20 protein-coding genes and 1 tRNA gene are annotated in these 17560 nt (G+C 67.8%); 15 read left to right on the top strand and 6 right to left on the bottom strand.

Annotated features, from left to right (window positions below; genetic code table 11):
- Window positions 1-229: 229 nt before the first annotated feature.
- Window positions 230-790 carry a DinB family protein gene (locus E1181_RS01515; RefSeq protein WP_132672013.1) on the bottom strand — a complete coding sequence of 187 codons (561 nt, stop codon included), beginning with the start codon at window positions 788-790 and terminating at the stop codon, window positions 230-232.
- Window positions 791-876: 86 nt separating this feature from the next.
- Between E1181_RS01515 and E1181_RS01510 the strand changes: the two genes are divergently transcribed.
- From E1181_RS01510 to E1181_RS01500, 3 genes are all read left to right on the top strand, one after another.
- Entirely contained in the window at window positions 877-1257 is a 381-nt protein-coding gene (locus tag E1181_RS01510; protein ID WP_132672012.1) for an SgcJ/EcaC family oxidoreductase, read from the top strand.
- A 72-nt stretch (window positions 1258-1329) separates the two neighbouring features.
- Window positions 1330-2070, top strand: coding sequence for an SDR family oxidoreductase (locus E1181_RS01505; protein ID WP_132672011.1), 741 nt, complete (start codon window positions 1330-1332; stop codon window positions 2068-2070).
- 311 nt (window positions 2071-2381) lie between these two features.
- Window positions 2382-2777 (top strand): SSI family serine proteinase inhibitor, encoded by a 396-nt coding sequence (locus E1181_RS01500; protein WP_165944480.1) that lies wholly within the window; start codon window positions 2382-2384, stop codon window positions 2775-2777.
- Window positions 2778-2821: 44 nt separating this feature from the next.
- On the opposite strand, the gene E1181_RS01495 is transcribed toward E1181_RS01500, so the two are convergent.
- Window positions 2822-3478 (bottom strand): class I SAM-dependent methyltransferase, encoded by a 657-nt coding sequence (locus E1181_RS01495; protein WP_132672009.1) that lies wholly within the window; start codon window positions 3476-3478, stop codon window positions 2822-2824.
- Between the two features lie 100 nt (window positions 3479-3578).
- On the opposite strand from E1181_RS01495, the gene E1181_RS01490 reads away from it, so the two are divergent.
- The gene (locus E1181_RS01490; RefSeq protein WP_132672008.1) at window positions 3579-4070 is read left to right on the top strand and encodes a nitroreductase family deazaflavin-dependent oxidoreductase; all 492 of its coding nucleotides are present in this window, start codon (window positions 3579-3581) and stop codon (window positions 4068-4070) included.
- Between the two features lie 167 nt (window positions 4071-4237).
- Window positions 4238-4732, top strand: coding sequence for a hypothetical protein (locus E1181_RS01485; RefSeq protein ID WP_132672007.1), 495 nt, complete (start codon window positions 4238-4240; stop codon window positions 4730-4732).
- 6 nt (window positions 4733-4738) lie between these two features.
- Here E1181_RS01485 and E1181_RS01480 read toward each other — a convergent pair whose 3' ends face one another.
- Window positions 4739-5212, bottom strand: coding sequence for an OsmC family protein (locus tag E1181_RS01480; RefSeq protein WP_132672006.1), 474 nt, complete (start codon window positions 5210-5212; stop codon window positions 4739-4741).
- Window positions 5213-5305: 93 nt separating this feature from the next.
- A tRNA-Gly gene (locus tag E1181_RS01475) sits at window positions 5306-5376 on the bottom strand.
- 104 nt (window positions 5377-5480) lie between these two features.
- Between E1181_RS01475 and dcd the strand changes: the two genes are divergently transcribed.
- Together dcd and E1181_RS01465 are read left to right on the top strand one after the other, a co-directional pair.
- Window positions 5481-6062, top strand: a complete 582-nt coding sequence (gene dcd / locus E1181_RS01470; RefSeq protein ID WP_132672005.1) for a dCTP deaminase — start codon at window positions 5481-5483, stop codon at window positions 6060-6062.
- A gap of 241 nt (window positions 6063-6303) precedes the next feature.
- A complete protein-coding gene (locus E1181_RS01465; protein ID WP_132672004.1) occupies window positions 6304-7710 on the top strand; it encodes a sugar porter family MFS transporter in 1407 nt (468 codons plus the stop codon).
- A 186-nt stretch (window positions 7711-7896) separates the two neighbouring features.
- Here the strand turns inward: E1181_RS01465 and E1181_RS01460 are convergent, their stop codons facing one another.
- Entirely contained in the window at window positions 7897-8106 is a 210-nt protein-coding gene (locus E1181_RS01460; RefSeq protein WP_132621850.1) for a hypothetical protein, read from the bottom strand.
- Here E1181_RS01460 and E1181_RS01455 point away from each other — a divergent pair.
- Together E1181_RS01455 and E1181_RS01450 are read left to right on the top strand one after the other, a co-directional pair.
- Window positions 8105-9004 (top strand): helix-turn-helix domain-containing protein, encoded by a 900-nt coding sequence (locus E1181_RS01455; RefSeq protein WP_235875637.1) that lies wholly within the window; start codon window positions 8105-8107, stop codon window positions 9002-9004. The genes E1181_RS01460 and E1181_RS01455 overlap by 2 nt on opposite strands.
- Window positions 9005-9043: 39 nt before the next feature.
- Window positions 9044-9232, top strand: coding sequence for a DUF397 domain-containing protein (locus tag E1181_RS01450; protein ID WP_132672003.1), 189 nt, complete (start codon window positions 9044-9046; stop codon window positions 9230-9232).
- 52 nt (window positions 9233-9284) lie between these two features.
- Here the strand turns inward: E1181_RS01450 and E1181_RS01445 are convergent, their stop codons facing one another.
- Window positions 9285-11513 (bottom strand): (Fe-S)-binding protein, encoded by a 2229-nt coding sequence (locus E1181_RS01445; RefSeq protein ID WP_132672002.1) that lies wholly within the window; start codon window positions 11511-11513, stop codon window positions 9285-9287.
- 377 nt (window positions 11514-11890) lie between these two features.
- Here E1181_RS01445 and E1181_RS01440 point away from each other — a divergent pair, with 377 nt between their 5' ends.
- The 6 genes from E1181_RS01440 (at window position 11891) to dnaJ (ending at window position 17522) form a co-directional block, all read left to right on the top strand.
- On the top strand, window positions 11891-12298 hold the full coding sequence (locus tag E1181_RS01440; RefSeq protein ID WP_132672001.1) for a DUF1707 SHOCT-like domain-containing protein: 408 nt from the start codon (window positions 11891-11893) through the stop codon (window positions 12296-12298).
- A 78-nt stretch (window positions 12299-12376) separates the two neighbouring features.
- On the top strand, window positions 12377-12700 hold the full coding sequence (locus E1181_RS01435; RefSeq protein ID WP_132672000.1) for a DMT family transporter: 324 nt from the start codon (window positions 12377-12379) through the stop codon (window positions 12698-12700).
- Window positions 12701-12705: 5 nt separating this feature from the next.
- Window positions 12706-13290, top strand: a complete 585-nt coding sequence (locus E1181_RS01430) for a TetR/AcrR family transcriptional regulator (RefSeq protein ID WP_235875717.1) — start codon at window positions 12706-12708, stop codon at window positions 13288-13290.
- A 419-nt stretch (window positions 13291-13709) separates the two neighbouring features.
- Window positions 13710-15584: a molecular chaperone DnaK gene (gene dnaK, locus E1181_RS01425; protein WP_132671998.1), complete on the top strand. Its 1875-nt coding sequence runs from the start codon at window positions 13710-13712 to the stop codon at window positions 15582-15584.
- 17 nt (window positions 15585-15601) lie between these two features.
- Window positions 15602-16303: a nucleotide exchange factor GrpE gene (gene grpE, locus E1181_RS01420; RefSeq protein WP_132671997.1), complete on the top strand. Its 702-nt coding sequence runs from the start codon at window positions 15602-15604 to the stop codon at window positions 16301-16303.
- A gap of 25 nt (window positions 16304-16328) precedes the next feature.
- Window positions 16329-17522 carry a molecular chaperone DnaJ gene (dnaJ, locus tag E1181_RS01415; RefSeq protein WP_132671996.1) on the top strand — a complete coding sequence of 398 codons (1194 nt, stop codon included), beginning with the start codon at window positions 16329-16331 and terminating at the stop codon, window positions 17520-17522.
- The last annotated feature ends 38 nt before the right edge of the window (window positions 17523-17560 follow it).

Raw genomic sequence — 17560 nt, 5'->3', positions numbered from 1 at the left:
TGGCTCCACCGCCCCTGGCGTGCATGCGGTGCGCCGGCGTGGAGCTGTCGAACCCGGCCTCCGTTCGCGTGCTGGAGGAAGCCGTGGCTTCCAGCGATGGCACGGAGGAGCGCACGGCCCGCTTCACGATCACCGAGCAGGACCACCACGACCGCTGATCCTCGCGGGACCGGCGGAAACCCGGCCCCGGCGCGTCGATTCACCCCTGGACCCGCCGAGACGACGCGCTCTAGCTGTGGGCGTAGAGGTCTCGGATGAGGCAGACCTCTGAGAGGTGGTGGATGAGTTCGCGGTTGATGTGCAGGACCAGTTCTGCCATGGGCGCTGTCGGGTAGGGCTCCTTGTCGCCGACGGGTTGGCGGAGCTGGGCTTCGGTGAGGCGGTGCAGTCCGGTGAGCCAGACGTCGAGCTGGGTTTCGAGCTGGCCGAGGGCCGTCGCGGCGTCGCCCGCGTACTCCCAGGACTCGTAGCTCGCCTCGGGTGCGCCGAAGTGGGCGGCGCTGCGGGCGGCGAGCACGCCGACGATGACGTGGCCCAGGCGCCAGGCGATCGTGGTGAACGGGGCCGGGTCCGGTGCGGGGAAGCCGTAGTCGATCGTGAAGTTCCCGGCGCCGGCCTGGATCTGCGCGTTCGAGGTGCCGCGGGGCCGGACGCTCCAGGCGTGGGGGACCGGGGACCAGAAGTACTCGTCGTCGGTCAGGCCTTCGAGGCGCGGTCGGATCAGGTTGGTCCAGTGCCACTCCCACTGCTCCCGGAGGGCCTGGGGCCAGTCGAAGTCTTTCGCATGCATTTCGCAAGCCTGGCACCGATGCCCGACAGCGGCAGGTCGTCGCGAGGTGTTGACTTCGACTTTGGTCGAGGTCTCAGAGTGGTGGCATGGCTGTTGAGAGCAACCGCGAGGCGATCGAGCGGGTCGTGGCGGAGGTCCAGCGGACGCAGCGCGCGAAGGACGCCGAGGGGTTCCTGGCCCTGTTCCACCCCGATGCTCTGTGGACCACTGCTGCGGGCAAGGTGCTGATCGGTTTCGACGCGATCGCCGAGTTCACCCGTGCGGTGCTCCCCGGCGCTTCCTGGGACGGGGAGGTGACCTACGAGGCGGTGCACGTCCAGTTCTTGCGGCCCGACGTCGCCGCGGTGAAGGTCCGGCAGATCTACAACTCGGAGGGCACCGAGGGCGCGCCCACGTACGTGCTGACCAGGGAGTCCGATGGCCGCTGGCTGGTGCACGTCGGGCAGAACACCCTCGTCGCCTCGTAGTCCTGTTCGACGACGTGCTGGGTCGGGCTACGGTGAACCGTCGTGACCGCTCGGCCTGGAGGAGACCCCGGTATGTTCTCGCTCGTCGGCAGGAAAGCGCTGGTCACGGGTTCGGCGCGCGGGCTGGGGCTGGAGATGGCGCGCGGGTTGGCGCGGTCGGGCGCGCACGTGGTGCTCAACGGCAGGGACGCCGACGCCTTGGGCACGTCGGTGGAGGAGCTGCGCGGTGAAGGGCTTTCGGTCGAGACGGCGGTCTTCGACGTCACCGACCCCGGGGCGCCGGACGTGGTGCGCGGTCTGGAGCCGGATGTGCTGGTCAACAACGTCGGTCAGCGGGATCGGCGAGGCGTCGGTGAGCTCACGCCCGCGGACCTGGCGCGGTTGCTGGAGAACCACCTGATCACCGCGTACGCGTTGGCGCAGGTGGTCGCGGAGGGGTTGGTCGAGCGCGGTGCGCCGGGGCGGATCATCAACATCTCGTCGGTGATCGCGCAGTTGGGGCGTGCCGGCGATGTCGGTTATCCGGCGGCGAAGGCAGGTCTGGACGGGCTGACGCGCGCGTTGGCGGCTGATCTCGGGCCGTCGGTGATCACGGTCAACGCGGTGGCTCCGGGCACGTTCGCCACCGAGGTCAACGCCGCTTTCGCCGAGGATCCGAGCTGGTCGGAGTGGCAGCGCACGCGCACGGCTCTGGGGCGGTGGGGGCGTCCGGAGGAGATCGCGGGTGCGGTGGTTTTCCTTGCGAGCGACGAGGCGTCGTTCATCACCGGCCAGACGCTGGCCGTAGACGGTGGTCTCACGTCGAAGTTCTGAAGCCGCTGGGATTGCGCGCTAGAGTTGCGGGCGTTCCATCGGACGATTTCAATGGAAGCGGAATCTCGATTCCCGGTTGAGATCATCGAGAAACAATTGTCCTCAGTGGACGTAACTACTCGTGCGTAAAAATCCTTGTTTTGTCACTGAATTGGGCGACACGGGACTACGACGGGTAATGCAGTAGCGTGTGGCTCACCCGGTGTGGCGGGTTCGCCAACCGAATTCAGACTCGCGGGAAGCGTTGGCGCGCAGTTGGTTTCCCGCGCAACAGCTGAACCGAAATCCTGCAACAGGAAAGTTGAGGAACGGTGTTTGCGAAACTGACTCGCCGAGTGCTTCTCGCCTCGGCCCTCATCGCCGGAACCGCAGTCGTCCCCGGGATCGCCCACGCGGCGCCGGCCGACAGCACGATGCGCCTGACCGTTCAGAGCCGCGACGTCACCGCGAACAAGCTCGGTGAGCTCACGTGCCACCCGGCGGGCGGCACGCACAAGCACGCTGCCAAGGCGTGCGCGGAGCTGGAGAAGGTCAACGGCGACTTCACCGCCATGCAGGCCAACGTGTCGAAGGCCTGCACGATGCAGTACCAGCCCGTCACGGCGAAGATCGAAGGCAAGTGGCGCGGCAAGGAGATCAGCTACACCCAGACCTTCTCCAACAGCTGCACGATGCAGGTCAAGACCGGCGTCGTCTTCGAGCTCTGAGGTCGCTGCTCGGCGGGCTCGGCTGAGAGCCCGCCGAGCACGGCTCATCGCGTGAAGAGCGCCCGCCAGGAGGTCATGTCCGGGTTGGCCGGCAGCGGTGCCTGCTCGATCCGCTCCACCCGCAGGCCACCGGTGGCGAAGGCCTCGATCTCGCTGCGGGTCAGCGGCCACGGTGGACCGTCCACATCGGTGCCTTCGGCTCGAACTCCGGAGATCACCAGCAGTTCGCCGCCCGGCGCGACCATCGCCGCGACCCGTTCGGTGGCCTCCGCGCGCAGCGACAGCGGCATCGACTGCACGGTGATCGACTCCAGCACGAAGTCGAACCCGCCGACCCACTCCGCTGGCGGGTCCAGCAGATCAGCGGTCACGTACTCGACCCCCGAACCGGCGTGTCGCGCGCGGGCGTCGCGGATCGCGGTCTCGGAGATGTCGAACGCCGTGGTCCGGAATCCCAGCGAGGCCACGAATTCGGCGTCCCGTCCGTACCCGCAGCCGACCACCAGCGCCGACCGGCCGGAGCCGTCGACATCGCGCCCCCATTCGGGCAGCAACCCGTGCGGTGCCTCCAAGTCCCACGGCACCACGGCCTCGCCGCCGGAAGCCGCGGCGTAGAGCGGTTCGAACCAGCCCGTCGGTCGTCCTTCCGACAGCGCTTCCCCGGCGAACCGGCTCGCGTCGGCGTCCCTCGGATCCACCATTCCCCCAAGCACTCGGAAGTTCTCTCGAACCCGAACATCTTCCCAGCCGCGTCCACCGAATTCTCCGGTCGCGGAGCGGGATCTGTGCTCTGCTGGTCGGATGACGGATGACCGGTCCTCGCGGGTCGCGAACCTGGCCGCGAGGCTGCTGCGCACCAGGTGGCTTGTTCGGGCGCCGATCTGGATCTTCCGCGCGGGTTTGGGCGGGGTGTTCGGGCAGCGCCTGCTCATGCTCGAACACGTCGGCCGGAAGTCCCGGCAGCCGAGGTACGTGGTGCTGGAGGTCGTCGACCGAACGGAAACCGGTTACGTCCTGGCCGCCGGTTTCGGCGAGCGAACCCAGTGGCTGCGCAACCTCGACGCCCACCCCGGCGCCCACGTCTCCATCGGCGTCCGGTCGCGGATTCCGGTGGAGGCCAGGAGGCTCACGCCCGCCGAGGCGGCCGAGACCCTCCAGCGCTACGCCGCCAGGAATCCCCGCGCCTGGGCCAAGCTGCGCCCGGTCTTCGAGCGGACGTTGGGAGCCCCGATCTCGGAGTCCGGCACGACGTTGCCGATGGTCGCCCTGACCGAGACATCTCCGGACGCATGAGACGGGCGAGCTCGGCCCTTCCGGAACTCGGCCGGCCGTGCAGCGGACTCGCGGCCGAAGACGGTGCCACGTTCACCTTTGCTCCCAACGGGTCGTGGCGGCGGAAAGGCCCGGTCGGGGTGGTTGAGCTGTGCTCTGCTGGTCGGTGGGACTGGGAGGAGGCGGTCGTGCGCTGGATCCGGGTGCTGCTGTGCGCGCTCGTCCTGCTGTGCCTGGCGCCGCAGGCGAGTGCGCGGACCTCACCGCCTACGCTGCCCTCTCCGCGGCGCGACCCGCGGATCGATGCCGCGGCCAACCTCGACGGCACCCTCTACCGGCCGGAGTCCGTGGCCGGCCTCGACCGCCCGGCGCTGCTGCTGCGCAACGGCGAAGCCTGGGAGGGCGGCCAGGATCCGACGTGGGGTCAGGCGTGGCCGGGCATCCACGGCTGGAAGCGCTGGCTCGCGATGCGCGGCACGGACCACTCCTCGTTCACCGACATCTGGTTGATCATCGACCAGCTCACGGGCCAGAGCCCACCGCTGGATCCGGCCCGGGCCATCGACGTCACCCGCACCTACCTCACGGCGTTCTTCGACCAGCACCTCAAGCACGAGCCACGACCGGTGCTGGACGCGCCGTCTCCGCGGTTCCCCGAGGTGGTGTTCGTCGGAACCGGCTGACTGAGGTCAGAGGACGTGGGCCTGGGGTTGGTGGTGGATGGGGAAGTTGACCGAGCGGGCGATGAAGCAGACCTCGTGGATCTTGCCGTGCAGCGAGTTGGCCTGGTCGATCATCGATTCCTCGGTGACGGTCACCTGGGGCCGCAGCGTCACCTCGGTGAGCTGGCCGCCGCCTCCGCGCTCGTCCATCGTCATGACGCCGTGCGCGTCATCGGTGTAGTCGACGACGACCACTCCGGTGTTCGCGCTCAGGTGCAGGAACCAGAGCATGTGGCACTGGGCGACGGTGGCGACCAGCAGCTCTTCCGGGTTCCAGCGGGCCGGATCGCCCCGGAACGCGGGATCGGCCGACGCCGCGATGGGATCTTTGCCCTGCGCGAGGATCTCGTGGGCGCGGCTGAAAGCCCGGTAGTCGTTCGTGCCGGTTCCGAGATTCCCGGTCCATTCGATCGAGACGTCGTAACCATGCGCATTCGCCATGCGAGGAGTGTAGGCAGCGGATGGGCGAAAGCCGCGGGAAAAAGAAAGGCCCAGGGAAGCGCTGGGCTTCTGACCTGGGCCTTCGTTCCTCGGAGCGGATGACGGGAATCGAACCCGCGTTCTCAGCTTGGGAAGCTGATGTTCTACCATTGAACTACATCCGCATTCGTCGCGGCGGTCGCCGTGGAAAGCCGACTGCCGTTCGACGCTGCGTAGATTAGCACGGTGGGCGGGGAAGATCGACATCGGCTCCCGATACCCTGGTCGTGTGCTGCTGAGTGATCGGGACCTGCGTAAAGAGCTGGACGAGGGACGTCTCGAACTGGATCCGTTCGACCCGTCGATGATCCAGCCGTCGAGCATCGACGTGAGGCTGGACCGGTACTTCCGGGTCTTCGACAACACCCGGTACACCCACATTGACCCGTCGAAGCAGCAGGACGAGCTGACTTCGCTGGTCGAGACCCACGAGGACGAGCCGTTCGTGCTGCACCCGGGCGAGTTCGTGCTGGGGTCGACGTTCGAGTCGGTGAAGCTCCCCGACGACCTGGCCAGCCGGCTGGAGGGCAAGTCCTCGCTGGGACGGCTGGGTCTGCTGACGCACTCCACGGCCGGGTTCATCGACCCGGGTTTCAGCGGCCACATCACGCTGGAGCTGTCCAACGTGGCGAACCTGCCGATCACCCTGTGGCCCGGCATGAAGATCGGCCAGCTCTGCCTGCTGCGGCTGTCGAGTCCCGCCGACTTCCCGTACGGGTCGAAGGAGGCGGGTTCGCGGTACCAGGGTCAGCGGGGCCCGACGTCCTCTCGCGCGTACCTCAACTTCAACGTCACCGACACCCGCCGTTGAGCGCGGCTGCTCGGGCGTGAAGCAGTGCGTTGCGAAGCCGGGTGGTAACGCTTCGCGTTCCCAGTGAATGTGACGTTTTGCCAGGTAAGCGCTGTTGCCTGGAGATTTGATGACGGGTGAAACAAATCACCCTGAATCGAGCAAGGCAAGTGCGGGGTTCAGAACTTAGGATCCCTCCGCCCGGCGCTCTGGAACGATCCCGCAACGGGGCGGATCGGCGTGTGGGCAAGCGGGAGAATCGATGTCCGCATTGCAGTCGCGTGCCTCGGGCGGAACCGCCAAGCTCGGGCACGTGGTGATGATCGCCGGGGCTGCGGCTCTCGGCGGCTTCTTGTTCGGCTACGACACCTCGGTGATCAACGGAGGTGTCGACGCGATCCAGGAGCACTTCGGCGTCGGCTCGGCCCTGACCGGCCTGACCGTGTCGTCGGCGCTGCTGGGCTCGGCCGTCGGTGCCGGTATCGCCGGTGGCCTGGCCGATCGGATCGGCCGCATCCGCGTCATGCAGCTGGCCGCCGTGCTGTTCATCATCAGCGCCATCGGCTCGGCCGTTCCCTTCGCGATCTGGGACCTGGCGATCTGGCGCGTGGTCGGTGGTGTCGCCATCGGCATCGCCTCGGTGATCGCCCCGGCCTACATCGCCGAGGTCGCACCCGCCGAGTACCGAGGTCGGCTCGCCTCGTTGCAGCAGTTGGCGATCGTGCTCGGCATCGCCCTGTCTCAGCTGGTCAACTACGCCCTGGCGGCGTTCGCGGGCGGCAGCGCGTCCGGGATGCTGGGGCCGATCCAGGCCTGGCAGTGGATGCTGGGCGTGGCCGCGATCCCGGCCGTGGTCTACCTGATCGTGGCTTCGGCGATCCCGGAGTCCCCGCGCTACCTGGTCGCCGCCGGCAAGCTCGACCGGGCGCGCGAGGTGCTGAACAAGATCGAGGCGGGTGACGCCGACGCCAAGATCGCCGAGATCCAGGGTGCCCTGGGCGGCGAGCGCAAGCCGAAGCTGAGCGACCTGCGAGGCAAGTTCGGCGTGCTGCCGATCGTGTGGGTCGGCATGGCGATCGCCGCGTTGCAGCAGTTCGTCGGCATCAACGTGATCTTCTACTACTCGTCGTCGCTGTGGCACTCCGTCGGCATCAACGAGGAGAGCTCGCTGCTGCTGAGCCTGTTCACCTCGATCGTGAACATCATCGGCACCCTCGTGGCCATCGCGCTGGTCGACAAGATCGGCCGCAAGCCGCTGCTGGTGATCGGTTCGGTCGGCATGACTGTCTCGCTGGCCGTGACCGGCTGGGCGTTCAGCTTCGCGCAGGTCGTCGGCGAGGACGCCGTGCTGCCCGCGCAGTGGGGTGTCGTCGCGCTGATCTCGGCGAGCGCTTTCGTGCTGTTCTTCGCCGCCTCCTGGGGCGTGGTGATGTGGGTGCTGCTGGGCGAGATGTTCCCGGCTCGCATCCGCGCCGCCGCGCTGGCGCTGGGCACGGCGACGAACTGGATCGCGAACTGGCTGGTGACGGTGAGCTTCCCGAGCATGCGGGACTGGAACCTTCCGGTCACGTACTTCATCTACGCGGCCTTCGCGGCGCTGTCGGTGGTCTTCGTGGTCAAGTACCTGAAGGAGACCAACGGCCGCTCCCTGGAGGAGATGGGCAGCTGACCCAGCTCCCCGCAGCCGCAAGCCGAGGGCGTCCCCACCCGGGGACGCCCTCGACTGCTTTCGGGCCCCGACAGGACCGATGCGCTGCGGCGGCGAGGTGGGTGTCGAATTTCGCGCGAAGTTCGACCGCCAAAGTTCGGCCTCGAATTTCGCGCGAAATTCGAATCCCTTCACTCGGGTGGGTGGTCAGGGGCGGTAGAGGGTGAGGTTGAAGAGGTCGCCGAAGCGGGCGTTGGCGTTCTCGGCGGTGTCGAAGACCGCGAACTGGCTCCTGCCGCGTTCCAGCCAGAACAGGACCGCTCTGGTCTCCAGCTCCATGCCCCAGATCTGGACCTTGTCCGGGTCGGGCGTTCCGTCGGTGTTCTTCTCGGCGAGGCCGAAGATCTTCGGTGTCATGGCGTTGATGTTCCGCACGGGATTCCCCCGCCGGGATCACCGCAATCGGGAATCCCGGTCCTGGGCTCCCGCTGCGATCATGGAATTCGTGCGCAGCAGCCCCACGTTCCGGCGGCGTCGGCTCGCGCGGCGGATACGGCGGTTGCGGGAGGGCGCCGGGCTCACCCAGGAGCAGGCCGCCGCTTCGCTGGACATGTCGACAAGTGCCCTCAGCCGCAAGGAGACCGGCGAGGTCGCCACCTCCGTGCACGAGGTGCGCTCGATGATGGACCTCTACGACGCCTACGACCCGGGGCTGGTGGATCTGGCCAGGTCGGCGAAGGTGAAGCCGTGGTGGCATGCCTATGGCATTACTAGTCGCGGGTACTACGACCTGGAAGAAGAGGCTGTTCTCGTTCGCGAGTGGCAGTTGTCGTACATACCGGGCCTGGTGCAGACGGAGGCTTACGCGCGTGGGGTCTTCGAAGGGGTGGGAGTGCTCGAAGCCGACCACATCGACAACGCGGTGGCGGCGCGGATGCGGCGGCGGAACCGGCTGCACGACGCGGAATCGCCGCTGCGCTTCTCCGCGGTCATCGACGAGTCGGTACTGCGACGGCCGGTCGGTGGTCCCGTGGTGATGCGGCGGCAGTTGGCTGCGTTGCTGGAGTTCATGAACCTTCCGAACGTGTCGTTGCGGATCCTTTCCGGCGTACAGGGAGCCCATCGGGGTTTGGAAGGTTCGTTCACGCTGCTCAGCTATGCGGACGCCGATGAGACGGACCTGTTGTTCTTGGAACACACGGCTGGTTCACTGCATATCGATAAGCCAGAGGCGGTTTCGACGGCGGCATCGGCTTTCGAGGGGATGCGTGCCAGTGCCTTGAACGGCGAGGATTCGGCCGCCTTCATCAGTTGATTAATGTCCGGCTGCGAACCCGAGTGAAGGCGCGGAACCATGGACCTTTCGGATGCCCTGTGGCGCAAGAGCAGCCGTAGCGGCGGCGGTGGCGACGGGAGTTGCGTTGAGGTCGCATTCGTCAGAGATGCCGTGGCAGTGCGGGACTCCAAAGATCCCGATGGCCCGGCACTGGCGTTTCTCGCTGGAGCTTGGCGAAGGTTCTTAACCTCCCTCACCGACCGCTGAACGCAAGAAGGGCGCCTCCCACGTGGGAAGCGCCCTTCTCAGCTCAGAGCGGTCAGCTGCTGGCGGGTTCCGCCTCGGCTGCGCCGTCCTTCTTGTCGTCGCCGCGCTTGACCGCGTTGAGCAGCAGCTGGGCGACGTCGACGACCTCGACGGACTCGTTGGCGACCTTCTCGCTCTTCCGAGCGGTCAGGCCGTCGGAGAGCATCACCTTGCAGAACGGGCAACCGGTGGCGATCTTCGAGGGGGCGGTGCCCAGGGCCTCGTCGACGCGCTCCTGGTTGATCCGCTTGCCGGTGCGCTCCTCCATCCACATGCGGGCACCACCGGCGCCGCAGCACATGGAGCGGTCCGCGTGGCGCGGCATCTCGCGGAAGGTGGCACCCGCGGCGCCGACCAGGTCGCGCGGCGGCGTGTAGACCTTGTTGTGCCGTCCCAGGTAGCAGGGGTCGTGGTAGGTCACGTCCTCGGCGACCGGGGCGACCGGGGTCAGGCGCTTCTCGCGGACCAGCTTGTTGAGCAACTGGGTGTGATGCACGACCTCGTAGTTCCCGCCGAGCTCGGAGTACTCGTTGGCGAGGCTGTTGAAGCAGTGCGCGCAGGTAGCGACGATCTTGCGCTTGCCCGGCTCGCGGCCCTCGAAGACTCCGTTGAGGACCTCGACGTTCTGCTGGGCCATCATCTGGAAGATGAACTCGTTGCCCGCGCGGCGGGCCGGGTCACCGGTGCAGGTCTCCTCCGGGCCCAGCACCTTGTACTTCACGCCCGCCATGTGCAGCAGCTCGGCGACGGCCTGGGTGGTCTTCTTCGCGCGGTCCTCGAAGGCACCGGCGCAACCGACCCAGAACAGGTACTCGTCGTCGGCGGCGAGCTCACCGTCGAAGACCGGCACCTCGAAGTCCAGGTCCTCGGTCCACGCGAGGCGGTCCTTGGCGTTCTGGCCCCACGGGTTGCCCTTGTTCTCCAGGTTCTTGAACATCCCGCCTAGCTCGGTCGGGAAGTTCGACTCGATCATGACCTGGTAGCGGCGCATGTCGACGATGTGGTCGACGTGCTCGATGTCCACCGGGCACTGCTCGACGCAGGCACCGCAGGAGGTGCAGGCCCACAGGACCTCGGGGTCGATGACGCCCATCTCCTCCGGGCCGCCGACCAGCGGGCGCTCGGCCTCGGCCAGCGCCAGCGCGTTGATCTTGCCCAGCTTCTCCTCGGCGCCGTCACCGGTGATGCCGACCTCGTCGCCGGCCATGTCCTTGCTGCCACCGGCGAGCAGGTACGGGGCCTTGGCGTAGGCGTGGTCGCGCAGCTGGGTGATCATCAGCTTCGGCGACAGCGGCTTGCCGGTGTTCCAGGCCGGGCACTGCGACTGGCAACGACCGCACTCGGTGCAGGTCGTGAAGTCCAGCCAGCCCTTCCAGGAGAAGTCCTCGACCTTGCCGGCGCCGAACACGTCGGTGTCGGGGTCGGCCTCCTCGAAGTCCAGCGGCTTGCCGCCCGACATCATCGGCTTGACAGCGCCCAGGGCGACGTCACCGTCGTCCTCGCGCTTGAAGTAGATGTTGAAGAACGCGGAGAACCGGTGCCACGCCACACCCATGGTCATGGTGCGGGCGACGACGATCAGCCAGACGGTGGCGCTCATCAGCTTGATGAAGGCGAACACCGAGACCAGGTTCTCGCTGGCGGGCAGCAGCATGCCGACCGGGCCGGAGACGAACTCCGCCCACAGCGGGATCTCGTGGGCGCCCAGCGCCGCCTTGGCGGCGCGGACACCGAGGATGCCGATGCCCTCGATCAGCACCACGGCCTCGATGAAGTAGGCCCAGGCGAAGTTGGAGCCCTGGAAGCGGGAGACCCGTCCGGCCTTGCGCGGGTGGTTGGCCTGCCGGATCGCCATCAGCACGAGGATGCCGACGACCGTGCCGACGCCCAGGATCTCCATCAGCAGGTGGTAGATCGCCAGGTGGTCGAGGATCGGCCAGCCCCACGTGGGGACGAAGACCTCGCCGTAGGCCTCGAACAGGGCAAGGGAGCCGAGCAGGAAGCCCCACATGACCAGCCAGTGCCACACGCCGACGTGGCGGAACTTGTTCATCCGGGTGTGCGCGGCGAACTCCTTGACCAGTGTGGCCAGACGCGCCAGAGCCGGACCGTTCCGGGTGCCGTCGGGTTGCCCGAGGCGGATGATCCGCACGAATCGGGCGATGGTCATGGCGAACATGCTCCACGCGACGACGCCGAGCGCGACCGAGATCGCGCCAAGCGTGATCTGTACAGCACCCATGCTCGCGGCCTCCTGTTTCGGGGGTTGTCCGTTTGGGGAGCGTACGCCCTGTTACCCGCTGGTAACCACGGGGGCCGGGGCGTGAATTCGGGAACAGACGGTGATTCTGCGAGACCCCAGGTCGAAAAACTACTTGGGCGTTCGTCCAATTTTCTGCTATTTTCGGTGCTGCGACGACCAGATCGCGGTCGTCCGGGGTGCCGGGTGTTTCTGGAGTTGTCGCTGTTGAACGCCCGGGGCAGGTGTGGGCACGTGCCGCGGTTTCACCGCCGCGGTGGTGCCGATCAAGGCAAACTGATGAGTGGTTGTGCGATTTTCGCCACGTAATTGATCGAGTGAACGTCGTCATCGATCAATCCGCACCTGGGGGTAGGGGCATGGTGGATCCGAACGGCGGAGGCATGCGGGCCTCCGACGCCGACCGCGAAGAGGTCGCCGCGCGGCTGCGCACCGCGCTCGACGAGGGCCGGCTGACCGTCACCGAGTACGACGAGCGCCTCCAGAGCGCCTACGGGGCCACGACGCTCGGCGAGCTCGAACCGCTGACCAGGGATCTTCCGGTGCCCAAGCCCTCGGCCGCGGTCGTCGCGCGCGAGGAGCACGCGGAGAAGGTGTCCAAGGAGTGGCGGGACTGGGCGGGCGGGGCGGTCATCATGATCGCCATCTGGGGCGTGACCTCGGCCGTCTCCGGTGACCTGAAGTTCTTCTGGCCCGCCATCCCGATCGTCATCTGGGCGGCGATCGCCGTGTCCATGACCATCGGCGGCCCCGGCAAGCGCGACTGATCCCGTTCGTTCCCGCGACCCGGGGACGCGCACGTCTTAGAAGTTGGGCGATCGCCCATGTTGATTCGAGGAGGTCTCGTGGCGTACCTGCTGCTCGTGGTGGCGATCTGCAGCGAAGTGGTGGGCACGGTGTCGCTGAAGCTGTCGGAGGGCTTCAGCAAGCCCGTCCCGTCGATCGCGGTCGTGATTGGATATGCGGTCGCGTTCACCGCCATGAGCGCGGTGCTCAAGCTCGGGCTGCCCGTCGGCGTCGTCTACGCGATCTGGGCGGGAGCCGGGGTCGCGCTGGTCGCCGTCATCGGGGCAGTGTTCCTCGGCGAGTCGATCACCGCTGTGCAGGTCGGGGGCATCGCGCTCATCATCGGCGGGGTGGTGGCGCTGGAACTGGGAGGCGCGCATTGACCGAGGTGACCGACGGGCGGCGGGTCAAGGGAGAACGCCGCCGTCGCGCGATCGTCGACGCGGCGCTCCGGGTCGTGGCCCGCGAAGGTGTCGGCGCCGTCAGCCACCGCAACGTCGCGCGCGAAGCGGGCGTCCCGCCGGCGTCGATCGCGTACTACTTCAACGGCATCGACGACCTGCTGGTCGCCAGCCTGCTCGACGGGTGCGAAGGCCTCGTCGAGCAGATCACCGCCGTCCGCGAGCAGGTCACCGACAACACCCAGTGGCCGCGCGCCATCGCCGAACTGCTCGTCCGCATGATCATCGAGCAGCGCGAGCGCACCATCGGCGAGTACGAGCTCTACCTCCTCGCCGCCCGCCGACCCGCCCTGCGCCCGGCCGCGCGCCGCTGGATCGACCTCATCCGGGGCAACATCAACAACGGCGAAGGCGGTGGTGACCCGGTCATCAGCGCCTTCATCGCGGGCATGGACGGCCTGCTCATCCAGGCCCTCATCGCCGACGAACCCCCCACCGTCGACGACCTCGAACCAGTCCTCCGCTTCCTCATGCACCCCCACGACTACCTCGGAGTCCCCTCCCCGAAGTGATCTCACCCCTGCGGCCCGGTGCGGGGGCACCGGATTTCAGTGGAAGTCGGGAACCCGATTTCAGTGGAAATCAGGAACCTGGCTTCAGTGGAAGTCGGGTACCTGGCTTCGGGGAGGTTGAGGTCCGATTTCAGTGGAAGTCGGGTACCTGGTTTCAGTGGAAATCCGTGTCCTGACTTCCGCTGAAATCCGGTTGCCCCCGCTGGGCGGGTGACGTCCCGGCGTGTCGGGTGGGTCACCTGGTGGGGGGTGGGGGAACTGATCTGGCTGGTCAGGCGTTGGACTGGCAGAAAGCTTGAGCGTCCCTTGCTCAACCCGTTTGACGGTGCGCATGGGTAGTGGGTAAAACTTGAGCGAGCAAGGCTCAAGAGCCGTCGGACGGCCTTGGGCGGACTGGACTAGTACTGGAGGAACCACCCATGGCGCGAGCGGTCGGCATCGACCTGGGGACGACCAACTCCGTCGTTTCCGTCCTGGAGGGCGGTGAACCGACGGTGATCGCCAACTCCGAGGGCTCGCGGACCACGCCGTCCATCGTGGCCTTCGCGAAGAACGGCGAGATCCTCACCGGTCAGCCTGCGAAGAACCAGGCGGTCACCAACGTGGACCGCACCATCCGGTCGGTCAAGCGCCACATGGGCACCGACTGGAAGGTCGGCATCGACGAGAAGGACTACACGCCGCAGGAGATCTCCGCGCGAGTCCTGATGAAGCTCAAGCGCGACGCCGAGGCGTACCTGGGCGAGGACGTGACCGACGCGGTCATCACCGTCCCCGCCTACTTCGAGGACGCGCAGCGGCAGGCCACCAAGGAAGCCGGTCAGATCGCCGGCCTCAACGTGCTGCGCATCGTCAACGAGCCGACCGCCGCCGCGCTGGCCTACGGCCTGGACAAGGGCGAGGCCGAGCAGACGATCCTCGTCTTCGACCTCGGTGGCGGCACCTTCGACGTCTCGCTGCTGGAGATCGGTGAGGGCGTCGTCGAGGTCCGCGCCACCTCCGGTGACAACCACCTCGGTGGTGACGACTGGGACGAGCGGATCGTCGACTGGCTGGTCGAGAAGTTCAAGTCGTCCAACGGCATCGACCTGACCAAGGACCGCATGGCCATGCAGCGGATCAAGGAAGCCGCTGAGAAGGCCAAGATCGAGCTGTCCTCCTCGTCGACCGCGGGCATCAACCTGCCCTACATCACCGTCGACGGTGACAAGAACCCGCTGTTCCTGGACGAGACGCTGTCCCGCGCCGAGTTCCAGCGGATCACCTCCGACCTGCTCGAGCGCTGCCGCAAGCCGTTCGAGTCCGTCATCCGCGACGCGGGCATCAAGCTCTCCGAGATCGACCACGTCGTGCTCGTCGGTGGTTCGACCCGCATGCCGGCCGTGTCCGACCTGGTCAAGGACCTGACCGACGGTCGCGAGCCGAACAAGGGCGTCAACCCGGACGAGGTCGTCGCCGTCGGTGCCTCGCTGCAGGCCGGTGTGCTGCGCGGTGAGGTCAAGGACGTCCTGCTGCTCGACGTCACCCCGCTGTCCCTGGGCATCGAGACCAAGGGCGGCATCATGACCAAGCTGATCGAGCGCAACACCACGATCCCGACCAAGCGCTCCGAGACCTTCACGACCGCTGACGACAACCAGCCGTCGGTGCAGATCCAGGTCTTCCAGGGCGAGCGCGAGATCGCCGCGCACAACAAGAAGCTCGGCATGTTCGAGCTGACCGGCCTGCCGCCGGCGCCGCGCGGGGTCCCGCAGATCGAGGTCACCTTCGACATCGACGCCAACGGCATCGTGCACGTCTCCGCCAAGGACCTCGGCACCGGCAAGGAGCAGTCGATGACGATCACCGGCGGCTCCGCGCTGCCGAAGGACGACATCGAGCGCATGGTCTCCGACGCCGAGGCCCACGCCGAGGAGGACAAGAAGCGTCGCGAGGAGGCCGAGGCCCGCAACCAGGCCGAGACGCTGGTCTACCAGACCGAGAAGGTCCTCAAGGAGAACGACGAGAAGCTGCCCGAGGAGACCAAGACCAAGGTCAAGGGCGCGATCGACGAGGTCAACGAGGCCCTGAAGGGCGAGGACGTCGACGCCATCTCCAGCGCCGTGGAGAAGCTGGCCACCGAGTCGCAGGCTCTCGGCCAGGCCCTCTACGCCGACGCCGGTGCCGCCGCCGCGGGCGACGCGGGTGCCGGTGACGCCGCTGGTGAGGCCGGTGCGGGCTCCAGCTCCTCCGCCAAGGACGACGACGTGGTGGACGCCGAGATCGTCGACGACGAGGACGAGAAGAAGAAGTGACTTCGGACAGGCCCGAAATGTCGCGCAACGAAGGCGAGCAGGAGCCGGTGGTCGTCCGGGATCGGCGTCGAATCGACCCCGAGACCGGCGAGCGCCGGACCCCTGCTCCGAACGGAGACGAGGCTCAGGTGGCCGAAAGCATGTCCGGCACCCTCGACGAGGAGTTCGGTCAGGCCGACGCGCCGGCCGAAGAGCCCGTCGACGGTGCCTCGCCCGAGCAGGGTGGCGAGTCCACCGGCCTGCAGAAGCAGGTCGACGAGCTCACCGCCGACCTCAAGCGGGTCACCGCGGAGTACGCGAACTACCGCAAGCGGGTGGAACGCGACCGCGAATCGGTGATCGCCGCCGCGAAGGCGTCGGTGGCCGGTGACCTGCTGACCGTGCTCGACGACCTGGAGCGGGCCGAGGCGCACGGCGACCTCAACGGCGCGTTCAAGGCGGTGGCCGACAAGCTCATCGGCACGCTGAACTCCTCTGGTCTGGAGGCGTTCGGCGCCGAGGGCGACGAGTTCGACCCGTCGGTGCACGAGGCCGTCCAGCACACCACCTCGTCGGAGGTCTCCGGACCCACGGTCACCACGGTGATGCGCCGCGGCTACCGGTTCGGCGAGCGGGTTCTGCGTCCGGCGATGGTCGCGGTGACCGACTACGAGGCAGACGGCGAAACCGCGTCCGAGGCCGGTGCCGGCCAGTCCGGCGAGTCCACCGAACAAGAGTGACCATGAGCGGAAGGAGGAGCGTCCGGTGAGTGCCAGGGAATGGCTCGACAAGGATTTCTACGCTGAGCTGGGCGTCTCCTCCGATGCTTCGTCCGAGGACATCAAGAAGGCGTACCGGAAGCTGGCGCGGGAGAACCACCCCGACGCCAACCCCGGCAACGCCCAGGCCGAGTCCAAGTTCAAGGCGGTCTCCGAGGCCTACGGGGTGCTGTCCGACCCCGACAAGCGCAAGCAGTACGACGAGGCCCGGCGGCTCTTCGGAGCCGGCGGGCTCGGCGGCGCGGGCGGAGGCTTCGGTGCTCCGGGCGGCTTCGGCGGTCCCGGCGGTGCCGGTGGCGGCTTCGACCTCGGTGATCTCTTCGGCGGTCAGCAGGGGGCCGGTGGCCTGGGCGACCTGTTCGGCGGGTTGTTCGGCAACCGGCGACCCGGTGGCGGCGCGGGCCCGACCACGGCCAGCAGGCCGCGGCGCGGGGCCGACGTCGAGACCGAGGTGCGCATCGACTTCTACGAGGCGGTGCGCGGTGCCACGGTGCCGCTGCGGCTGTCGAGCCCGGCGACCTGCCAGACCTGCCGGGGCTCGGGCGCCAAGCCCGGAACCCGGCCGCGCGGCTGCTCCACCTGCGGTGGAGCGGGTCTGGTCACCCGCAACCAGGGCGCGTTCGCGTTCAGCGAGCCGTGCCCGGACTGCCGGGGACGCGGCCAGATCATCGACAGCCCGTGCGAGGACTGCGCCGGTGAGGGCATCAGCACCCGCACCCGGACGCTGACCGTGCGCATCCCGCCAGGGGTGGACGACGGGCAGCGGATCCGGCTGGCGGGACAGGGCGAGCCCGGGCGTCAAGGCGCCACATCGGGTGATCTGTTCGTCGTGGTGCACGTCAACAGCAACAAGGTGTTCGGACGATCCGGTGATGACCTGACGATCTCGGTCCCGGTCACCTTCCCGGAGCTCGCGCTGGGCACTACGTTGGCGGTGCCGACCCTGGACGGGAAGGTCACGTTGAAGGTTCCCGCCGGAACCAGCAGCGGACGGACCTTCCGGGTGCGTGGCAAGGGCGTGGGCAAGAAGGCCGGTGGCAACGGGGACCTTCTGGTGACGCTGCAGGTCGCGGTGCCGTCGAAGCTCGACGGCAAGGCGGCCGAAGCGCTCGCCGAGTACGCCGAGGCCACCGCCGACCACGACCCGCGCAGCGAGCTGAACGAGTTGCTCGGGAGGTAAGCATGGCCGGCCGCATGACGGGTCCCGGTGGGATCGGA

Source organism: Saccharopolyspora terrae (genome assembly GCF_004348435.1).
Taxonomy (GTDB): Bacteria; Actinomycetota; Actinomycetes; order Mycobacteriales; family Pseudonocardiaceae; genus Saccharopolyspora; species Saccharopolyspora endophytica.
This window is presented reverse-complemented; position numbering and strand designations above follow the sequence as displayed.